At 72.3% G+C, this 19,483-nt stretch carries 18 protein-coding genes; 11 read left to right on the top strand and 7 right to left on the bottom strand.

Translation table 11 applies throughout. From position 1 onward, the window contains the following. The first annotated feature begins 86 nt into the window (after window positions 1–86). Window positions 87–1,262 carry a serine hydrolase domain-containing protein gene (locus tag V4Y03_RS13330; RefSeq protein ID WP_332437168.1) on the top strand — a complete coding sequence of 392 codons (1,176 nt, stop codon included), beginning with the start codon at window positions 87–89 and terminating at the stop codon, window positions 1,260–1,262. A gap of 35 nt (window positions 1,263–1,297) precedes the next feature. Here the strand turns inward: V4Y03_RS13330 and V4Y03_RS13325 are convergent, their stop codons facing one another. Further along, complete coding sequence (locus V4Y03_RS13325; RefSeq protein ID WP_332435058.1) at window positions 1,298–1,915, bottom strand: LysE family translocator; 618 nt, start codon at window positions 1,913–1,915, stop codon at window positions 1,298–1,300. Between the two features lie 147 nt (window positions 1,916–2,062). Between V4Y03_RS13325 and V4Y03_RS13320 the strand changes: the two genes are divergently transcribed. Beyond that, complete coding sequence (locus V4Y03_RS13320) at window positions 2,063–2,845, top strand: SDR family NAD(P)-dependent oxidoreductase (RefSeq protein WP_332435057.1); 783 nt, start codon at window positions 2,063–2,065, stop codon at window positions 2,843–2,845. A 77-nt stretch (window positions 2,846–2,922) separates the two neighbouring features. On the opposite strand, the gene V4Y03_RS13315 is transcribed toward V4Y03_RS13320, so the two are convergent. The 5 genes from V4Y03_RS13315 to V4Y03_RS13295 all read right to left on the bottom strand — a co-directional run bounded on the left by V4Y03_RS13315 (window position 2,923) and on the right by V4Y03_RS13295 (window position 8,561). Further along, window positions 2,923–3,357, bottom strand: coding sequence for a VOC family protein (locus V4Y03_RS13315; RefSeq protein ID WP_332435056.1), 435 nt, complete (start codon window positions 3,355–3,357; stop codon window positions 2,923–2,925). 241 nt (window positions 3,358–3,598) lie between these two features. After that, the gene (locus V4Y03_RS13310) at window positions 3,599–4,120 is read right to left on the bottom strand and encodes a YbaK/EbsC family protein (RefSeq protein ID WP_317874208.1); all 522 of its coding nucleotides are present in this window, start codon (window positions 4,118–4,120) and stop codon (window positions 3,599–3,601) included. A gap of 164 nt (window positions 4,121–4,284) precedes the next feature. Next, a complete protein-coding gene (locus V4Y03_RS13305; protein ID WP_332435055.1) occupies window positions 4,285–5,925 on the bottom strand; it encodes a penicillin-binding transpeptidase domain-containing protein in 1,641 nt (546 codons plus the stop codon). Window positions 5,926–6,103: 178 nt separating this feature from the next. Continuing rightward, on the bottom strand, window positions 6,104–6,646 hold the full coding sequence (locus tag V4Y03_RS13300) for a hypothetical protein (RefSeq protein ID WP_317874206.1): 543 nt from the start codon (window positions 6,644–6,646) through the stop codon (window positions 6,104–6,106). 172 nt (window positions 6,647–6,818) lie between these two features. Further along, the gene (locus V4Y03_RS13295) at window positions 6,819–8,561 is read right to left on the bottom strand and encodes a dolichyl-phosphate-mannose--protein mannosyltransferase (RefSeq protein WP_317874205.1); all 1,743 of its coding nucleotides are present in this window, start codon (window positions 8,559–8,561) and stop codon (window positions 6,819–6,821) included. A 52-nt stretch (window positions 8,562–8,613) separates the two neighbouring features. Here V4Y03_RS13295 and rsmI point away from each other — a divergent pair, with 52 nt between their 5' ends. The 6 genes from rsmI to V4Y03_RS13265 all read left to right on the top strand — a co-directional run bounded on the left by rsmI (window position 8,614) and on the right by V4Y03_RS13265 (window position 14,276). Then, window positions 8,614–9,501 carry a 16S rRNA (cytidine(1402)-2'-O)-methyltransferase gene (gene rsmI / locus V4Y03_RS13290; protein WP_317874204.1) on the top strand — a complete coding sequence of 296 codons (888 nt, stop codon included), beginning with the start codon at window positions 8,614–8,616 and terminating at the stop codon, window positions 9,499–9,501. A gap of 138 nt (window positions 9,502–9,639) precedes the next feature. After that, window positions 9,640–10,059, top strand: a complete 420-nt coding sequence (locus V4Y03_RS13285) for a hypothetical protein (protein WP_317874203.1) — start codon at window positions 9,640–9,642, stop codon at window positions 10,057–10,059. Window positions 10,060–10,123: 64 nt separating this feature from the next. Beyond that, on the top strand, window positions 10,124–10,993 hold the full coding sequence (locus V4Y03_RS13280) for a TatD family hydrolase (RefSeq protein WP_317874202.1): 870 nt from the start codon (window positions 10,124–10,126) through the stop codon (window positions 10,991–10,993). A 142-nt stretch (window positions 10,994–11,135) separates the two neighbouring features. After that, window positions 11,136–12,410 (top strand): ubiquitin-like domain-containing protein, encoded by a 1,275-nt coding sequence (locus V4Y03_RS13275; protein WP_332435054.1) that lies wholly within the window; start codon window positions 11,136–11,138, stop codon window positions 12,408–12,410. 91 nt (window positions 12,411–12,501) lie between these two features. After that, window positions 12,502–13,374, top strand: coding sequence for a 16S rRNA (adenine(1518)-N(6)/adenine(1519)-N(6))-dimethyltransferase RsmA (gene rsmA, locus V4Y03_RS13270; protein WP_317879033.1), 873 nt, complete (start codon window positions 12,502–12,504; stop codon window positions 13,372–13,374). Beyond that, a complete protein-coding gene (locus V4Y03_RS13265) occupies window positions 13,371–14,276 on the top strand; it encodes a 4-(cytidine 5'-diphospho)-2-C-methyl-D-erythritol kinase (RefSeq protein WP_332435053.1) in 906 nt (301 codons plus the stop codon). Before rsmA ends, V4Y03_RS13265 begins: the two co-directional genes overlap by 4 nt. Here V4Y03_RS13265 and V4Y03_RS13260 read toward each other — a convergent pair. After that, a complete protein-coding gene (locus V4Y03_RS13260; RefSeq protein WP_332435052.1) occupies window positions 14,273–15,250 on the bottom strand; it encodes a hypothetical protein in 978 nt (325 codons plus the stop codon). The two genes, V4Y03_RS13265 and V4Y03_RS13260, sit on opposite strands and share 4 nt — an antisense overlap. Window positions 15,251–15,349: 99 nt before the next feature. Between V4Y03_RS13260 and V4Y03_RS13255 the strand changes: the two genes are divergently transcribed. The 3 genes from V4Y03_RS13255 to V4Y03_RS13245 all read left to right on the top strand — a co-directional run bounded on the left by V4Y03_RS13255 (window position 15,350) and on the right by V4Y03_RS13245 (window position 19,483). Beyond that, window positions 15,350–15,607, top strand: a complete 258-nt coding sequence (locus tag V4Y03_RS13255; protein ID WP_443079782.1) for a hypothetical protein — start codon at window positions 15,350–15,352, stop codon at window positions 15,605–15,607. Between the two features lie 74 nt (window positions 15,608–15,681). Further along, window positions 15,682–17,487 carry an ABC-F family ATP-binding cassette domain-containing protein gene (locus V4Y03_RS13250; protein ID WP_332435051.1) on the top strand — a complete coding sequence of 602 codons (1,806 nt, stop codon included), beginning with the start codon at window positions 15,682–15,684 and terminating at the stop codon, window positions 17,485–17,487. Window positions 17,488–17,599: 112 nt separating this feature from the next. Further along, complete coding sequence (locus V4Y03_RS13245) at window positions 17,600–19,483, top strand: hypothetical protein (protein ID WP_332435050.1); 1,884 nt, start codon at window positions 17,600–17,602, stop codon at window positions 19,481–19,483.

Raw genomic sequence — 19,483 nt, 5'->3', positions numbered from 1 at the left:
GGTGGCCCCGGCTACCCCGGAATCGGCCCCCGCCCTTCCGCGTTGCACCATGGGAGCCGGTCGGAACGAGAGGGAGCGTGGCACAGGTGGACGTCCAGGGCACGGTGGCGGCGGGCTGGGAGCCGGTCAGGGACGCGTTCCTGCGCAATTTCGAGCAGCGCGGTGAGCGCGGGGCGGCCGTCGCCGTCCACCACGATGGGGCCCCCGTCGTCGACCTCTGGGCGGGCACCGAGGACGTCGAGGGGGAGAAGCCCTGGGCGGAGGACACCGCACAGGTCGTCCGCTCGGCCACCAAGGGCGTCGCCGCCGTCGTCCCCCTGCTCCTGCACCAGCGCGGACTGCTCGACCTGGACGCCCCCGTCGCCGCGTACTGGCCGGAGTTCAAGGCCGCGGGCAAGGACCGGGTGACCGTACGGCAGCTCCTCGCGCACCGGGCCGGGGTCCCCGTCCTGGACCGGCCGCTGACCCTCGCCGAGGCGGTCGACCTGGAGACCGCGACCGCCGCGATAGCCGCCCAGACCCCCGTCTGGGAGCCCGGCACCGCGCACGGCTACCACGCCCACACCTTCAGCTGGCTGCTCTCCGGCCTGGTCCACCGGGTCACCGGCCGCACCATCGGCCACTGGGCCGCCGAGGAGATCACCGGCCCCCTCGGCCTCGACCTGTGGATCGGGCTCCCCGAGGCGGAGGCCCACCGGGTCGGCCGGATCGGCCCCGTCGAGGAGATCGAACCGCCCGGCAGCGGCGCCCTCAGGCTCCGCCCCAAGCGCTCCGTCACCGAGGCCTACCAGGACCCGGGCTCCCTCACCCGGCGCGCCTTCGGGGTCATCGACCCCAAGCCCGACGAGAACGACCCGGTCTACCGGGCCGCCGAACTCCCCGGCTCGGCCGGGGTCGCCACCGCCCGCGCGCTCGCACGCTTCTACGCCGCCACCCTCGGCCCCGTGGACGGCGGCGCCCGCCTCCTCACCCCCGAGAGCCTCGCGCTCGCGCGGACCGAGGAGTCCGCGGGCCCGGACAGGGTGCTGCTGGTCGGCACCCGGTTCGGCCTCGGCCACATGCTGCACGGCGCGGCGTCCCCGCTCCTCGGCCCCTCCTCCTTCGGCCACCCGGGCCGCGGCGGCTCGCTCGGCTTCGCGGACCCGGACGCGGGGATCGCCTTCGGATACGTCACCAACGGCATGCGCAAGACGGTCACGGCGGACCCGCGCGCCCAGTCCCTCGTACGGGCGGTACGGGCGGTGACCGACCCGACCGTCTGAGCGGCGGCCCGGCGGGGGACCCCTCCGGACCGGGATCACGCCATGGACGGCGTCAGCGCGAGCACCATCCCCAGCCCGACGAGGACGGTCCCGATGACCTTGTTGAGCACGGTCTGCCGCCGCAACAGCCGGGTGCGCAGGCTCTGCTGGGAGAAGAGCAGCGCGGCGAGCGAGAACCAGCCGAGGTGGGCGGCCGACATGAACAGGCCGTAGCCGACCTGCTGGAAGACGGGGGTGTCGGCGCTGACGACCTGTGTGTACGTGCTCAGCACGAACAGCATGGTCTTCGGGTTCAGCGCGTTCGTCAGGAACCCCGTCCGCAGCGCCCCCGCCTTCGTGAGGCCGGCGTCGCTCGACAGGTCGACGTCCACCTGGGACTTGGTGACGAAGGTCCTGTACCCGATGTACACCAGGTACGCGGCGCCGATCAGCTTCATCGCGGTGAACAGCATCGGCGTACGCGACACCAGCAGGCCCACGCCCAGCATGGTGTAGGTGACGTGGACGAGAACGCCCAGGGCGATCCCGACGGCCGCGAGCACCCCCGCCGTACGCCCGTACAGGTAGCTGTTGCGGACGGTCATCGCGAAGTCCGCGCCGGGGCTGATGACAGCCAGAACCGTGATGACCGCTACGGCGATCAGCTGAGCCATGTTCCCGATCCCCCCACACTCACCCCCGCCGCCCCTCAGGTGAGGACGGCCCCGTGACGCTAGTCGATCACCGGGCCGGCGTGCGAGGGCGAGGTGACACAGTCGGGGCCCTGGTGCGGCCGGTGTGTTCGGTGCTGAGATCGACCCATGGAACTCACCAGGCGATTCGACGGATACGGAGTACTGGTCACGGGCGCGGCGCGCGGGATCGGTGCGGCCACCGCCCGGCGCCTCGCGGCGGAGGGAGCCAGGGTCCTGGTCTCCGACATCGACGAGGAGGCGGCCGGGAAGACGGCCGAGGACATCCCCGGCGCGGAGTCCCTGCGCTGCGACGTGTCGGACCAGGCGTCGGTGGACGCGGCCGTGGCGTACGCGCTCCGGGTCTTCGGCCGCCTGGACGTCCTCGTCAACAACGCGCTCGGCCCGGTGGCCCCCGACCGCGACCGCTTCGAGGACGAGCCGGACGGCATCTGGTCGGTCCAGCACGACGTGACGTTCATGGGCGCGGTCCGCTGCTCACGCGCGGCGCTGCCGCACCTGGCGGCGGCGGGCGGACGCGGGGCGATCGTGATGATCGGCTCGGTCAACGCGGAGGCGGACTTCGGCGGTCACGCCTACAGCGCGTCGAAGGCGGCGCTGGCGTCCCTGACCCGCACGCTGGCGGGCGACGCGGCGCCGCGCGGGGTCCGCGTGAACCAGATCAACCCGGGCACGATCGCGACGACGGCCTGGCAGGGCAGGGAACCCCAACTGGCGGCCCTGGCGGACCGCGTGTACCCCCTGTCGAGGGTGGGCACCCCGGAGGACGTGGCGGCGGCGGTGGCCTTCCTGGCCTCGAAGGACGCGTCCTGGATCACCGGCACGACCCTCAGGGTGGACGGCGGGCTCCTGGCCGTGAACACCCACTTCGCGGAGGTGCTGGGCGACTGAGGGGCACCTGCGGCCGGTGTCGGGCGGGTCGTCCGGCACCAGCCGCGGCCCCGGGAGCGAATGGACCCGGAGGGCGCTCAGTCGAGGCAGAACTCGTTGCCCTCGATGTCCTGCATGTTGATGCAGGACTCGTTGTCGTCATCGGCATACAGGGTTCGCACATGGACCGCGCCGAGCGCGACCAGCCGTGCGCATTCGGCCTCCAGCGTGGCGAGGCGCTCGGCACCCACGAGTCCGGTGCCGGCCCGCACGTCGAGATGCACCCGGTTCTTGACGACCTTGCCTTCGGGAACGCGCTGGAAGAGCACGCGCGGGCCCTTGCCCGAGGGATCGCTGCAGGCGAAGTAGACGACCTGCTTCTCGGGCGGCAGCGAGCGATGGTGCTCCTCCCACGTGGCGAACCCCTCGGGCGGCGGCGGAATGACGTATCCCAACACCTCGCACCAGAAGCGGGCGAGACGCACGGGGTCCGCGCAGTCGAAGGTGACCTGGAACTCCTTGAGCGATGACATCGGGCCACCGTAGTCGTAGCAGGGGGGACTCCACCGCTCATTTCCCGCTCGGAGACCGGAGGTTGAGGAGCGGACGGCCGCCACTCAGAGGGCGATGAGCCGACGCAGAGCCTGTATCAGCGAACCCGTGTGCTCCGTGTACGTGTCCGACGTCATCCCGGGTTTCTTCAGACGCCCGGGTACGCTTCCGCGCGCTCCCTCGTAGTGAATGCCTTGGAGCGTCTGGACCGACGAGCGGGGGTCACTCCGAAGGCTCGCGTACGTCCACCAGCGTGCCGCCCGCCTGTGCGACCAGCGTCTTCGGGTCGAGCGCGAACACCGTGTGCGGAGTTCCCGCCGCCGCCCACACCAGCGCGTGGTCGAGCAGGCCCCGGTCGGCGAGCACCCTCGTCCGCGTGCGGTGCCCGAACGGCGGGACGCCCCCGATCGCGTACCCCGTCGTCTCCCGGACCACCTTCGCGTCCGCCCGCGTCACCTTCCCCGCGCCCAGCTCCTCCCGTACCCGCTCGACATCGACCCGCGACGCGCCGTCCATCAGGACCAGCACCGGCACCCCGTCCGCCGCGAAGACCAGCGACTTCACGATCTCGGAGACCTCGCACCCGATGGCCTCGGCGGCCTGCTGCGCGGTCCTCGTCTCGTCCGGGAAGCGCCGGATCTCGACATCGAGCCCCAGCTCTTCGAGCGCTGCGGCGAACTGGGGGTGGGCGAGGGAGGCGGCGGGGCTCCCGGCGGGCGCGGATGCGGCGTTCTCAGCGGTCATGCGCCGCACGCTAGCGGTCGTTGTACGGGACCCGCGACCGGGTTCCGAGGGGCGGGCGGGGAGTTGGTTCGCGAGCGTCGGGTGGGGGGCCGGGTCGGGCCCGCCCGCCGTCCGAAGGGCCGCCCTTTACCTCGAGGGCCGCCCCTCACTCCGAGGGCCGCCCCTCACCCCGCCTTCAGCACCTGCGCCACCACCGGCCCCGCCGCGTCCCCGCCGTGGCCGCCCGACTCCACGACCGCCGCCGCCGCGAGGTCGCCCGAGTAGCCGGTGAACCAGCTGTTGGACTTGGACTGGCCGTCGACCTCCGCCGAGCCGGTCTTCGCGCCCTTGGGGGAGGGGACCCCCGCCATCGCCTCGGTCGCGGTGCCCTCGCCGGTCGTCGTCGCCTTCATCATCGCGCGCAGTCCCTCGGCGACCTTGCCGGAGAGCGGGTCGGCGGTGGCGAACTGGCGGTCGTCGAGTTCCTTCGCCACCAGGTACGGCTGGAGGAAGCCGCCGTTCTTCGCGGTAGCGGAGAGCGAGGCGACGTTCAGCGCGCTCATCGTGATCTTGCCCTGGCCGATGTACGAGGCGGCCGTCTCGCCGCCCGAGGACTCGGGCACGCTGCCGTCCGCCGCCGGGACGCCCACCTGCCAGACCTGGCCGATGCCGAAGGAGTCGCGGGCGGTCTCGCCGAGCTCGGTGTCCTCGATGTCCTTGTCGCTGAGGGGGCCGATCGCCTTGATGAAGGCGGTGTTGCAGGAGCGGCGGAAGGCCTGGGTCAGGGTGCCGTTGTCGATCTTGAAGTTCTTCAGGTTGTGGAAGGGGACGCCCTTCCAGGAGACCTGGGCCGGACACTCGACCTTGCTGCCGGGCATCGCCAGACCGTGCTGCATCATCATCGTCGCCGTGACGATCTTCATCGTCGAGCCCGGCGCCTGCTTGCCGAGGAAGGCCGTGTTGAAGCCGCCGGCCGGGCTGTTGGCGACCGCCCGTATCGCCCCCGTCGACGGCTCGATCGCCGCCACCGCCGCCTGCCCGAAGGACTTCACCGCCTTCTCGGCCGCCGCCTGCACGCCCACGTCGATGGTGGTCTTCAGGGTGCCGGCCCTGCCCTTCTTCAGGACGAGGAGGGTGGTGTCGGCGACGGACTCGCTGCCCGATTCGATCCAGGTCTCGACACCGCTGGTGCCGTCGACCTTCGCGCCGTACCGCTTGCGCAGTTCGTCCAGGACCGGTCCGAGCGAGGGGTACTTCTCCGCCGTCAGCTCGACGCCGTTCCGGTCGACGGCCTTCACGGAGGCCGTCTTCGAGACGCCCGTGCGCAGGGCGCCGTTCGCGGTGAGCTTGGGGTGGAGCACCGAAGGCAGCCACTTCACCAGTGGCCGGCCGGTGGTCTGCCCGCGCACCACGGTCAGTTCGGAGGCGTACGACCAGTCCTTGGTCACGCCCTCGTACGAGATCGTCGCCCGTACGGTGAACGGCACCGTCGCGCCCGCCGGCGTCCCCGGGGTGATGACCGCCTTCGAGACCTTGGCGCCCTCGCGGTAGGCGAGGACGGCGGGGCCGGCGGTGACCGGGTCGTTCGTCAGCTGCGCCGCCCGGTCGGACTCGCCGGCGGCCCAGGCGGCCAGGAAGTCCTTCGCGGTGGCCGTGACCTCGTCGCCCGTGACGGGCCCCGTCTTCGGCGCGTCGTCGGATCTCGTCCCCACGGACGCGTCACCGCCGGTGACCCCGTTCCACAGGTTCAGTCCCCCGTAGCCGACTCCGCCCGCCACGACGACGAACACGGCTCCCACGACGGCGGTCTTGGCTCCACTGCGCATGGCTGCGCCTCCCCTCCCCAGGTGGACCCATGAGTCAACAGCGTCAAGGCAGTTGTGTCGAGCAACTTCCGTCACATCTGTCATACGGGGCGGGGGCATGCGCGAGGGCGGCCCCTCCCCCGGGTGGGGGAGGGACCGCCCTTGGAGCGTTCGACCCTCGAAGGTTCGGACCCGAAGGTCAGACCTGCCACAGGAAGCGCATGTACCCCGACATCTGGGAGGTGACATGGGCGTGGTCCAGCAGGTTGACCGTCGCGCTCATCGAGCCGCCGCCGGTCGCGTCCTCGTAGAGGCCCTCGCCGCGCAGGATCGTGAACGTGCCGGTCGGGTAGACCGTGGTGGCCGCGGTGAGCGGCGCGCTGAGGTGGTAGGAGATCTTCAGCTTGTCGCCGTTGCTCCTGGAGATCATCGCCGTCCCGTTGATGTCGTACGTGCCGGGGACGGTCGCCGTACACACCACCTCGTCCTGCGTCCAGACGCCGCCGTCGGCGAACGGCGAGCCGAGGGAGGTGCCCGTGCCGGTCACCTTGTAGCCGTTGCAGCCCACCGTGTCCGGATGCGTGGTCGCGACCACGCCGAAGTTCGAGGTCACCTCGACCGGCGGCGGGCCCACCACGGTGGTGGCGGCGGAAGCCGTGCCGGTGGTGGTGCCGGCGATCATGAGGGCGGCGGCGGCCGCCCCCGCTATGCGCGCCAGCCAGCGATGAGTCGTTCCTGCCATGTGATCCCCCGTGCGTGAGTACGCAGCTGTTGTCCAACGTGGCCTGTGTGCAGGCCTGTTGGGGACAGCTTCCCTGACCGGGGGTCCCCCCGTCGAGGGGATTAAGCCGATTTTCGTACTGGAGTGTGATGCGGTGGGTCCGAGCCCCGCCCGGGGCCCGGACCCGCCCCCCTCACACCCAGGTGTCCAGCCACATCCGGTTGCGCCATTGGTCTATCGGAATGGGCGTGCCCGTGTAGATGGGCCAGAAGTAAATGAAATTCCAGACGATGAGGAGGACAAGACATCCCGCCGTCACCGCGCCGAATGTACGACGTCTTTCCGATGAACCCGCGGGGCCGATGATCGCGCCCAGCATCATGGCCACCGCCAGACACAGGAAAGGCACGAACACCACCGCGTAGAAAAGGAAGATGGTGCGTTCCTGGTAGAGGAACCACGGCAGCCAGCCGGCCGCGATGCCGCAGGCGATCGCGCCCGCGCGCCAGTCGCGGCGGAACGCCCAGCGCCACAGGATGTACAGGATGGCGAAACAGGCGGCCCACCACAGGAGCGGGGTGCCGAGGGCCAGGACCTCCTGGGCGCACTTCCCCTTCGCCGTGGCCGGGCAGCCGTTCACGCCCGGCGCGGGGGACTCGTAGAAGTACGAGACCGGGCGGCCGAGGACGATCCAGGACCAGGGGTTCGACTCGTAGGTGTGCGGCGAGGTCAGGCCCACGTGGAACGAGTACACCTCGGACTCGTAGTGCCACAGGCTGCGCAGCCACTGCGGCAGCCAGCCCCACGTGCCGCCGCCGTCGATCTTGTCCTGCTGGGCGGCCCAGTCGCGGAAGTAGCCCTTGTCGGTGACGAGCCAGCCGGTCCAGGTCGCCAGGTACGTGACGATCGCCACCGGCACCACCGACACGAAGGCCGGCACCAGGTCCTTCTTGATCACCGCGAGGTACGGGCGGACCGCGCCGGCCGTACGGCGCCCGCCGACGTCCCACAGGACCGTCATCAGGCCGAAGCCCACCATCACGTACAGGCCGTTCCACTTGGTGGCCGCCGCGAGGCCCAGCATCACCCCGGCCGTGATCCGCCACGGCCGCCACCCCAGGCGCAGGGTCTCCGCGATCTCCGCGTCGGGCCGCAGCACCCCCTCCTCGTCCTCGGGGAGGGCGCCCGCGAGCCGTTTTCTGGTCCGGTCCCGGTCCAGCACGAGACAGCCGAAGGCGGCGAGCACGAAGAACATCAGCACCTGGTCGAGGAGCGCGGTCCGGCTCATCACGAAGTGCAGGCCGTCGACGGCGAGCAGCAGGCCCGCCAGACAGCCCAGGAACGTCGAGCGGAACAGGCGCCGGCCGATCCGGCACAGCATCAGCACCGACAGGGTGCCGAGCAGCGCCACCATGAAGCGCCAGCCGAAGGGCTCGAAGCCGAAGATCTTCTCGCCGACGCCGATGACCCACTTGCCCATCGGGGGATGGACGACGTACCCGTGCTCGGTCGGTACGAGCACCGCGCCCGGGTCCGTCAGGATCGTCTTGTCGATGTCCTTCGGCCAGGCCCCCTCGTACCCCTGGTTGATCAGGGCCCAGGAGTCCTTGGCGTAGTACGTCTCATCGAATATCACCGCGTGCGGCTTGCCGAGGTTCCAGAACCTCAGCAGCCCGGCGACCGCCGTGACCAGGAGCGGACCGCCCCAGGCCATCAGCCGCCACAGCCGCTCCGCCCGGTCGGGGCCGATGCCGAGGAGCGACATCAGCCGCTCGGAGGGACGGGTGAACGGGGGGACGAGCCGCTCCCGCAGCCCGATGGGTGCGGTGCTTCCGGCGGGCGGCGCATAGCCGAAACGACGGAGCCGCTTCTGCCACGAAGAAGGCTCTGCCACGGCGTGCCGGCCCTCCAGGGCCTCGGGTGCGGTACTGGTCACCGCGCCATCGTAGGGAACGCGCCTGTGCGCGTCGCCTGTCCGGGCTGGGAGGATGGTCCGTGTGACAGGAACGCTGGTACTCGCAGGGACCCCCATCGGTGACATCGCGGACGCTCCGCCCCGACTCGCCACCGAACTGGAGAACGCGGACATCGTGGCCGCCGAGGACACCCGGAGGCTGCGCGGACTGACCCGCGCGCTGGGCATCCACACCTCGGGCCGGGTCGTCTCCTACTTCGAGGGGAACGAGTCCGCCCGTACGCCCGAACTCGTCGAGGCGCTGGTCGGCGGCGCCCGGGTGCTGCTGGTGACCGACGCGGGCATGCCGTCCGTGTCGGACCCCGGCTACCGGCTGGTCGCCGCCGCCGTCGAGCAGGACATCAAGGTGACGGCCGTCCCCGGCCCGTCCGCCGTGCTCACCGCGCTCGCCCTCTCCGGGCTGCCCGTGGACCGCTTCTGCTTCGAGGGCTTCCTGCCGAGGAAGGCGGGCGAGCGCCTCGGGAAGCTCCGCGAGGTCGCGGACGAGAAGCGGACCCTCGTCTACTTCGAGGCCCCGCACCGCCTGGACGACACCCTCGCCGCGATGGCCGAGGTCTTCGGCGCCGAGCGCAGGGCCGCCGTCTGCCGCGAGCTGACCAAGACGTACGAGGAGGTCAAGCGCGGCCCGCTGGCCGAGCTCGCCGCCTGGGCGGCCGAGGGCGTACGCGGCGAGATCACGGTCGTCGTCGAGGGCGCCCCGGAGACCGGCCCGGCCGAACTCGACGCCGAGGAGCTGGTGCGCAGGGTGCGGGTGCGCGAGGAGGCGGGGGAGCGCCGCAAGGAGGCCATCGCGGCCGTAGCGGCGGACGCGGGACTGCCCAAGCGGGAGGTCTTCGATGCGGTCGTGGCGGCAAAGAATGCGGCTGGCCCGGTCCCCGGAAACAGTAAAGGACTAATCTGAAAGGCAAAGCCGAAACCGGCGCCGGGACACTCCGCAGGGTGCTTGGCAAGGGAAGGGCCAAAAGCCTTCCATGGTTCTTCCCACGCTGATGCGCTCCGGCCCGAAAAGGCGTCCACTGATCAGTGGAGAGGAGCTGGCATGAGCGAGATCACCGGCACCGGCATATCCGTCGCCCACGAGGCGTACGCCTTCGCCTGCATGCGTTGTGGATACGGCTGGGAGCAGGCGTACGACATCGAGCACCACGTCGACGCCGCCGGCCACGAATTCGTCGTCTACAAGGCCGACGGGGAGCGGGTGCCTTCCCCGCTGTCCAGCCCCACCTGCATGAACTGCGGCGGACACGTCGTCCGCATCATGCGCGCGGGGCAGGTGTCGTCGGTGCTCGACCTGATCGCCGCGACGGAGAAGCACCGGCGGGGGTCGAAGGAGACGAGGCCCGTGGGGCCGGCCGGACCCATCGGCCAGGATCTGACCGAGGGCGGCCCGGAGCAGCCTCCGGTGCCGCACCACTGGCACCTCTCGGACCTCCTGCACCCCTTCCGGCGCCATCAGTGAACGGCTTCCGACGGCACGGGTAACCCCGCGCGCGGGCACTCGTGCGCCTCGTACGATCGGGGCCATGAGTGCCAAGGACGCCCCGCCGCCGCTGCCCGAACCCCTCCTGGTGGAGGTCGCGGACTCGCACACCCATCTGGACCTCCAGTCCGGGACCGTCGAGGAGGCCCTCGTCAAGGCCGCCGCCGTCGGCGTGACCACGGTCGTCCAGGTGGGCTGCGACGTGAAGGGCTCGCAATGGGCCGCCGAGACCGCCGCCGCCCACGAGCATGTGCACGCGGCCGTGGCCCTGCACCCCAACGAAGCGCCCCGGATCGTCCTCGGGGACCCCGACGGCTGGTCCCGGCAGGGCGCCCGGCAGGGGGGCGGCGACGCCGCCCTGGACGACGCGCTCGCCGAGATCGACCGCCTCGCCGCCCTCCCGTACGTCCGGGGCGTGGGCGAGACCGGCCTCGACTTCTTCCGTACGGGCCCCGAGGGCATCGCCGCGCAGGAGCGTTCCTTCCGCGCCCACATCGAGATCGCCAAGCGGCACGGCAAGGCGCTCGTCATCCACGACCGGGAGGCCCACGCCGACGTGCTGCGGGTCCTGGACGAGGAGGGCGCCCCCGAGCGGACCGTCTTCCACTGCTACTCCGGCGACGCCGCCATGGCCGAGATCTGCGCCGCCAAGGGCTACTACATGTCCTTCGCCGGCAACGTCACCTTCAAGAACGCCCAGCACCTGCGGGACGCGCTCGCCGTCGCCCCGCTGGACCTCGTCCTCGTCGAGACCGACGCCCCCTTCCTCACCCCGGCGCCCTACCGGGGCCGCCCGAACGCCCCGTACCTGATCCCGGTCACGCTCCGGGCGATGGCGGAGGTGCGGGGGATCGGGGAGAACGACCTCGCCGAGGCGATCGCCGTGAACACGGCCCGCGCGTTCGACTACTGAAGTCCGGCGGGGCTGGTGCTGGGGCCGGGACCGGTGCCGGGCGCCGGGGCCGATGCCGGGGCCGGTGCCGTGCATAACGATTACGCTTCGTGGTCGTGTCGTTCGGATGAGTGATGGAGGTCGGGGCTAGGGTCCCGGCCTCGTGAGCACTTCCCAGGGCAGTCACCGAGCGGGACGGCAGGGCGCCGCCGCGACCCTGCCCGTGCATGAGCAGCCGACGATCGAGGCACCCCTCGTGGTGCCCGCCGCGGCAGCCGTCCCCGGACAGGGCTCCCGGGCCGGGTCCCGGCGGGCCGCCCGCCGCCGCAGGGCCTCCGGACCCGCCGGGGAGGGGCTGCGCAGGCTCGTCCCGCAGGCCCTCGTCGTCGCCTTCCTCGCCGGCGGCACCAGCGCCTTCGTCGCCGACGACAAGGCCGTCCAGCTCACCGTCGACGGCGTGCCCCGCACCCTGCACACCTTCGCCGACGACATCGGCGAACTCCTCGCCGACGAGGGCCTGGCCGTCGGCGCGCACGACATCATCGCGCCCGCCCCCGCCGAGGCCCTGGCCAACGGAGACGAGATCATCGTCCGGTACGGCCGGCCGGTCGCCCTCACCCTCGACGGGCAGCGCCGCCAGGTGTGGACGACCGCCCACACGGTCGAGGGGGCGCTGCGCCAGCTCGGTGTCCGCGCGGCGGGCGCGTACCTCTCGGCCTCGCGGGGGGCCGCGATCTCCCGGCAGGGCCTCGCCCTGGACGTACGCACCGAGCGGAGCATCACCTTCCTCGCCGACGGGCGGGAGCGGACCGTCCGGACGAACGCCGCGACCGTCGGGGAGGCCCTGGCCGAGGCCGGGATCACCCTGACCGGTCAGGACGTCACCTCCGTCGCCCCCGGCTCCTTCCCGCGCGACGGCCAGACGGTCAACGTGCTGCGGATCACCGGCTCCCGGCAGGTGCGGGAGGAGGCGATCCCGTACGCGGTCGAGAAGGTCCGCGACCCCGGGCTGTTCGCGGGGTCCGAGGTCGTCGAACGGCAGGGCGTGCCCGGGGTGCGCCGGGTCACGTACAGCCTCCGCACCGTGAACGGCGTCCGGCAGCGGCCCCGCCGCACCGGGGAGGAGATCGTCCGCGAGCCCGTCAGCCGCACCGTGCGGGTCGGCACCCGGCCGCTGCCCACCTCCGTCGCCGGGGCCGACGGCCTCGACTGGGGCGCGCTCGCCGCCTGCGAGTCCGGCGGCCGGCCGGGCGCGGTCGACGCCTCGGGGACGTACGGCGGGCTCTACCAGTTCGACCCCGGCACCTGGCAGGCGCTCGGGGGCAGCGGCGTCGCGCAGAACGCACCCGCCGCCGAGCAGACCTTCCGGGCGAAGAAGCTGTACGTGCAGCGGGGCGCGAGCCCCTGGCCCCACTGCGGCCGCCGGCTGTACGGGTGAGCCGCGGTGGGACGGGGGTCACGGGCCGGCCGGAGCGCAGGCCCCCGCTCGTGCCGGTGAGCCCCGGCCGCGCAGGGCCTAGGCTGTACCGGTGAGCACCACCACCGGCCCCGAAAGCCCCGACGCCCTCCTCGGCCCCGCCGACATCCGTGAGCTGGCCGCCGCCCTCGGCGTGCGCCCCACGAAGCAGAAGGGCCAGAACTTCGTCATCGACGCCAACACCGTCCGGCGGATCGTCCGCACGGCCGAGGTCCGGCCCGACGACGTGGTCGTGGAGGTGGGGCCCGGACTCGGCTCCCTCACCCTGGCCCTCCTGGAGGCCGCGGACCGGGTGACGGCCGTCGAGATCGACGACGTACTCGCCGCCGCGCTGCCCGCCACGATCGCCGCCCGCATGCCGGCCCGCGCCGACCGCTTCGCGCTCGTCCACTCGGACGCCATGCAGGTCCAGGAACTGCCCGGCCCCGCGCCGACCGCGCTCGTCGCCAACCTGCCGTACAACGTCGCCGTGCCGGTCCTGCTCCACATGCTGGAGCGGTTCCCGAGCATCGAGCGGACCCTCGTCATGGTCCAGGCCGAGGTCGCCGACCGCCTCGCCGCCAAGCCCGGCAACAAGGTCTACGGCGTGCCCTCGGTCAAGGCCAACTGGTACGCGGAGGTCAAGCGGGCCGGCTCCATCGGCCGCAACGTCTTCTGGCCCGCGCCGAACGTCGACTCCGGTCTCGTCTCCCTGGTCCGCCGCACCGAACCCCTCGCGACCACCGCCTCCCGCCAGGAGGTCTTCGCGGTCGTCGACGCGGCCTTCGCGCAGCGCCGCAAGACCCTCCGCGCGGCCCTCGCGAACTGGGCGGGCTCGCCCGCCGCGGCCGAGGAGGCCCTCGTGAAGGCCGGGATCTCGCCGCAGGCGCGCGGCGAGGCGCTCACGGTCGAGGAGTTCGCCCGGATCGCGGAGGCGAAGGCGTGAGCGCTCCCCGTGGCGTGACCGTACGGGTCCCCGCCAAGGTCAACGTCCAGCTCGCGGTCGGCGCGGCCCGCCCCGACGGCTTCCACGACCTGGCCAACGTCTTCCTCGCCGTCTCCCTGTACGACGAGGTGACGGCGACCCCCGCCGGGACGCTGACGGTCACCTGCGAGGGCCCGGACGCCGACAAGGTGCCGCTCGACCGCACCAACCTGGCCGCGCGCGCCGCCGAACTGCTCGCCGCCCGGCACGGCATCGCGCCGGACGTGCACCTGCACATCGAGAAGGACATCCCGGTCGCCGGCGGCATGGCCGGCGGCAGCGCGGACGGGGCGGGCGCCCTGCTCGCCTGCGACGCGCTGTGGGGCCTGGACACCCCCCGTGACGTCCTCCTGGAGATCTGCGCCGAACTCGGCTCCGACGTGCCGTTCAGCCTGGTCGGCGGGGCGGCGCTCGGTACCGGGCGCGGCGAGAGGCTCGAAGAGCTGCCGGTCGGCGGCACCTTCCACTGGGTGTTCGCCGTCGCCGACGGCGGGCTCTCGACCCCGGCGGTGTACGGCGAGTTCGACCGCCTCGCCGAGGGCGTGGACGTCCCCGAGCCGGCCGCCTCCCCGGCCCTCCTCGAAGCCCTGCGGACCGGTGACACCGCCGCCCTCGCGGGCGCCCTCGCCAACGACCTCCAGGCCCCGGCGCTCTCCCTGCGCCCCGCGCTCGCCGCGACCCTGGCGGCCGGCACCGAGGCGGGCGCCCTCGCGGCCCTGGTCTCCGGCTCGGGCCCGACGACGGCGTTCCTGGTGAAGGACCCGGAGACGGCGGCCACGGTCGCCGCCGCCCTGACCGCCTCCGGCACCTGCCGCACGGCACGGGTGGCGACCTCGCCGACGGCAGGCGCGGCAGTCCTCTAGGACTTGTTCTTCGAGATCCGGGCCAGGAGCAGGTTCGGGTCCGGGTTCGGGGTGGTGAAGTAGGCCGCGCTGGGGACGTGGACGGTCTTGGCGCGCACGGCCACGGAGGTCGGGTTGTCGAGCCCGTCCGTCGCGGTGAGGACGGTCCTGTGGGTGCCGTCCGGGCGGACCAGCTCCACCTTGCTGTCCGTGTTCAGCGCGGCGAGCGCCGTGTCGCCGTGGCCGGTGAAGGCGAAGTCGTCGATCCCGTCGAGCCCGGTCGCCCTGGTCTCGACCGGGCCGGCGGTCCGGTCCTCCTCGACGGGGATGCGGAGCAGGGTGCCCTCGGCCGTGTTCGACACCCAGACGGCGCCGTCGTGGAGCTTGAGGCCGTTGGCCCCGAAGGGGAGCTGCGGGGACGGCGCGAGGGCCGGACCGGAGGCCCAGACCGTGGGCTCTCCGCCCTCCTGCGGGACGCTCCACACCGCGCCCCGGGCCGAATCGGCGACGTACAGGGTGCCGCACTCCTCGTCGAGGGCGAGACCGTTGGGGAAGGTGTCGGTCGGCAGCTGGGCGATCTGCTCCGGCTCGCCGCCGCCGGGACCGATGCGCCAGATGCCGGTCTCTGCGGTGCCGGTGGCGTAGCCGACGTACAGGGTGCCGTCGTGGGCGCGGGCGATGCCGGTGGCGATGGCCGCGCCGAGGTTCGGGGTCTGCGGGTCGGTCACCTCGGGGAGGGTCGCGACATCCGTCGGCCCGGACCCGTCCTTGCCGACCCGCACCACCTTGTGCGCGAAGGCGAAGGTCAGGTCGGCGGAGCCGTCGGGCTCCAGGGCGATGTTCTCCGGGGTCTCTCCGGCGGCGAAGTCGAAGTGGGCGACGACCCGGGGATCGGACACGGTCGGCTCGCCGGCGGACGCGGGGGCGGCGGCGAGCAGGGTGAGGGCGGCGGTGGCGGTGGCGACGGCGGCCAGGCGTGGATGCTGTCTCGGCACGGATCTCTCCCAGGGGGCTTCAGGGGGTGGGTGGGCTGAGGAGAGGCTGACGGCTGGCCGCCGGGGGAGCACGGCAGCCGGGGCCGCGAGGTCGCCCACGTGGCCGAGGGCATGGGGCCGGTTGGCAGCGCGAGCGGCGGCGGGGCGGGCGGCTGCGCACCCCGGCCGGGCGGCCGGACAGGCATCACCCTCGCCCTGCTCGGTGTCCTCGGTCTCTCCCTGACGGGTTTCGGCGGCCTCCTGACGGGCCACTCGGCCATCCTGATCGCCGTCCCGGTCACCGCCCCGGCGGCCGTCGCCCTCGCCCTGGCGGGCTGGCTGCTGGTGGAACGGGCCGGGCGCCGCCCGGGGGCCTGATGCCGGGGGCCCGGGGCGGTCCGTGCGGGGACGTACCCTGGGACGTCGATCGATCACCCCGTACAGGAGTCAACGTGGCCGTCAATCTGGTCAATGTCGAGGCCGTCACCAAGGTCTACGGCACCCGTGCCCTCCTCGACGGGGTCTCGCTCGGTGTCTCCGAAGGGGAGCGGATCGGCGTCGTGGGCCGCAACGGCGACGGCAAGACCACCCTCATCCGGATGCTCGCCAAGCTGGAGGAGGCCGACACCGGCCGTGTCACCCACAGCGGCGGGCTGCGCCTCGGCGTGCTGACCCAGCACGACTCGCTCGACCCGAAGGCCACCATCCGCCACGAGGTCATCGGCGTCATGGCCGACCACGAGTGGGCGGGCAGCGCCAAGATCCGCGACGTGCTCACCGGGCTCTTCGGCGGGCTCGACCTGCCCGGTTTCGAGAACGGTCTCGACACCGTCATCGGCCCGCTCTCCGGCGGTGAGCGCCGCCGTATCGCGCTCGCCAAGCTGCTCATCGACGACCAGGACCTCCTCGTCCTCGACGAGCCCACCAACCACCTCGACGTCGAGGGCATCGCCTGGCTCGCCAAGCACCTCCAGGAGCGCCGCTCCGCGCTCGTCTGCGTCACCCACGACCGCTGGTTCCTCGACCAGGTCTGCACCCGCATGTGGGACGTGCAGCGCGGTGACGTCCACGAGTACGAGGGCGGCTACTCCGACTACGTCTTCGCCCGTGCCGAGCGCGAGCGCATCGCCGCCACCGAGGAGACCAAGCGGCAGAACCTGATGCGCAAGGAGCTGGCCTGGCTGCGGCGCGGCGCCCCCGCCCGTACCTCCAAGCCGCGCTACCGCATCGAGGCCGCCAACGAGCTGATCGCCGACGTGCCGCCGCCGCGCGACACCTCCGAGCTGATGAAGTTCGCCAACGCCCGGCTCGGCAAGACGGTCTTCGACCTGGAGGACGTGACCGTCACCGCGGGTCCGAAGACGCTGCTCCAGCACCTCACCTGGCAGCTGGGCCCCGGCGACCGCATCGGTCTCGTCGGCGTCAACGGCGCGGGCAAGACCTCACTCCTGCGCGCCCTCGCGGACGCCGCCGTCAGCCAGGGCGAGATCCAGCCCGCCGCCGGCACCGTCACGGTCGGCAAGACCGTCCGGCTCGCCTACCTCTCCCAGGACGTCACCGAACTCCCGGGCACCCTGCGGGTCCTGGAGGCCGTCCAGCAGATCCGCGACCGCGTCGACCTCGGCAAGGGCCGTGAGATGACGGCCGGCCAGCTCTGCGAGCAGTTCGGTTTCACCAAGGAGAAGCAGTGGACGCCGGTCGGCGACCTCTCCGGCGGTGAGCGCCGCCGCCTCCAGCTGCTGCGTCTGCTGATGGACGAGCCGAACGTGCTCTTCCTCGACGAGCCCACCAACGACCTCGACATCGAGACCCTCACGCAGCTCGAGGACCTCCTCGACGGCTGGCCGGGCTCCATGGTCGTCATCTCCCACGACCGGTTCTTCATCGAGCGCACCACCGACAAGACGCTCGCGCTGCTCGGCGACCGGACCCTGCGGATGCTGCCGCGCGGCATCGACGAGTACCTGGAGCGCCGCCGGAAGATGATCGAGGCGTCCGTCCCGACGCCCGCCGCCGCGCCCGCGCAGTCGAAGCCGGGTGTCTCCGCCGCGGACGCCCGCGCCGCGAAGAAGGAGCTGCAGAAGGTCGAGCGGCAGCTCGACAAGGTCTCCGACAAGGAGGCCAAGCTGCACACCCGGATCGCTGACAACGCCACCGATTTCGAGCTGGTGGCGAAGCTCGACGCGGAACTCCGCGAACTCGCCGGGGAGCGCGAGGAACTGGAGATGCGCTGGCTCGAACTGGCCGAGGACGCATAACGAGGGCATCACGGGCCGGTCCTCCCTTGGGTACAAGGGGTGGACCGGTCGCTTTTGCGCCATCACGCGAGTGGTAGAAAGAAAAGCCGCTCACGTCAAGGGGGAACCGCTGATGACCCAGCCGCCCAGCAACCAGCCGCCGGGGGGCTTCGGAGCTCCCCAGGATCCGAACCAGGCCCCGGGCCAGAACCAGGGCCAGAACCAGGGCCCGAACCTGGGCAAGACCCCGGGTACGCCGCCCGTCCCGCCGCAGGCGCCGCAGACCCCGCCGCCGCCGGCCGGTCCGCCCGGAATGCCGCCGACCGCGCCGCCGGCCGCGCCCGGACCGTACGGGCAGCAGCCGCAGCCCGGTTACGGCTACCCGCAGCAGGGCCAGCCCGGCCCGTACGGCCAGCAGCCCCCGTACGGCTACCCCCAGCAGGGGCAGCCCGGCTACGGCCAGCAGCCGCAGCAGCCCGGCCCGTACGGCCAGCAGCAGAATCCGTACGGCGGTCACCCGACGCAGCCCATGTACCAGGGCGGCCAGACGCCGCCCCCGCCCGGTGGCGGCGGGCCCCTCAAGGGCCGGACCGGTGTCGTCGCGGCCGTGGCCGCCGCCGCCGTCCTGGTGGCCGCCGTCACCACCTGGGCCGTCGTCGGCGGTGACGACGAGAAGGACCCGATCGCCGGGCCGACCGCCACCGCCTCGTCCTCGTCCAACGTCCCCAAGCCGACGGAGTCGGTCGACAAGGGCGACGGCTCCGGTGACGGATCCAACGGCGAGGAGGACCTCAACGCCGGCCGCAAGGACGGCGAGGCGAAGGTCAACTGGCTGCTGAAGAACGACGTCGACCTGCCCCGCAACGGCGCCGACGTCTACGGCCCCTGGATCGTCGGCGACACCGTCGTCAAGGCCATGTACAAGGGCGTCGACGGCTACAGCCTCACCGACGGCTCCCCGAAGTGGCACGTCGACGTGCCGTTCGAGCTGTGCGCGGCGCCCGCGAACCCCTCGGCGACCGGTGTCATGGTCTTCGGCTACGCCGAGAGCGCCAAGGACGGCGCCAAGTGCAGCGAGCTCCAGCAGATCGACCTGAAGACCGGCAAGGCGGGCTGGAAGAAGTCCGTGCCGAAGCCCAAGGGCCTCTTCGCGTTCTCGGACAACACCCTGGCCATCAGCGGCAACACGCTGACCGTCGCCGGCACCAGCAGCGCCTACGGCTTCTCCCTCGCCGACGGCAGGCAGCTGTTCACCGGCCCGACGAGCGGCTGCAAGCCGTTCGCGTACGCGGGCGGCAGCAAGCTGATCGCGGCCATGGACTGCCCCTCGGGCAGCAGCTCCAAGAAGATCCAGGCCATCGGCCCGGTCGACGCGGCCACCGGCAAGCCCCGGTACACCTTCAAGCTGGAGGCGGGCTGGGAGGTCGACAAGGTCTACTCGGTCGACCCGCTGGTCGTGTCCGCCACCCAGCGCGAGCCGAAGAAGTGGACCATCTTCACGCTCAACCCCAACGGCACGCTCCGCTCGCAGATCCAGGGCGGCAAGGACAAGTTCGCCCCGTCCTGCGGCGGCTCGTTCGTCGTCTTCGGGCGCAACCTGGAGGGCTGCACGGGTGTCGCGGCCGACGCGAACAACTTCTACATGGCCACCGACGTCGGCTACGGCAAGTCCAACGAGGTCGTCGCGTTCGACCTGAGGACGGGCAAGCCCACGTGGCGTTCCAAGGCCCCCGAGGGCCAGTCCATGACGCCGCTGCGCATGGAGGGCTCCGAGGTGCTGCTGTACGTGGACTCCTCGTACGACAAGGGCGGCGCGGTCGCGACGCTCGCCCCGACCGGTGGCGCGCCGAAGATCCTGCTCCAGCACCCGGCGTCGACCTCCGAGATCGAGAACAGCTTCTACAGCCCGGGGTACGCCTACGGCGGCGGCACCTTCGTCGTGGCGAGCGGGCGCGTCTCCGCCTCGAACGACAAGGAAGAGAAGTTGGTCAAGACGATGATGGCGTTCAGCAAGTGA

This window comes from Streptomyces sp. P9-A4 (genome assembly GCF_036634195.1).
Classification (GTDB): Bacteria; Actinomycetota; Actinomycetes; order Streptomycetales; family Streptomycetaceae; genus Streptomyces.
This window is presented reverse-complemented; position numbering and strand designations above follow the sequence as displayed.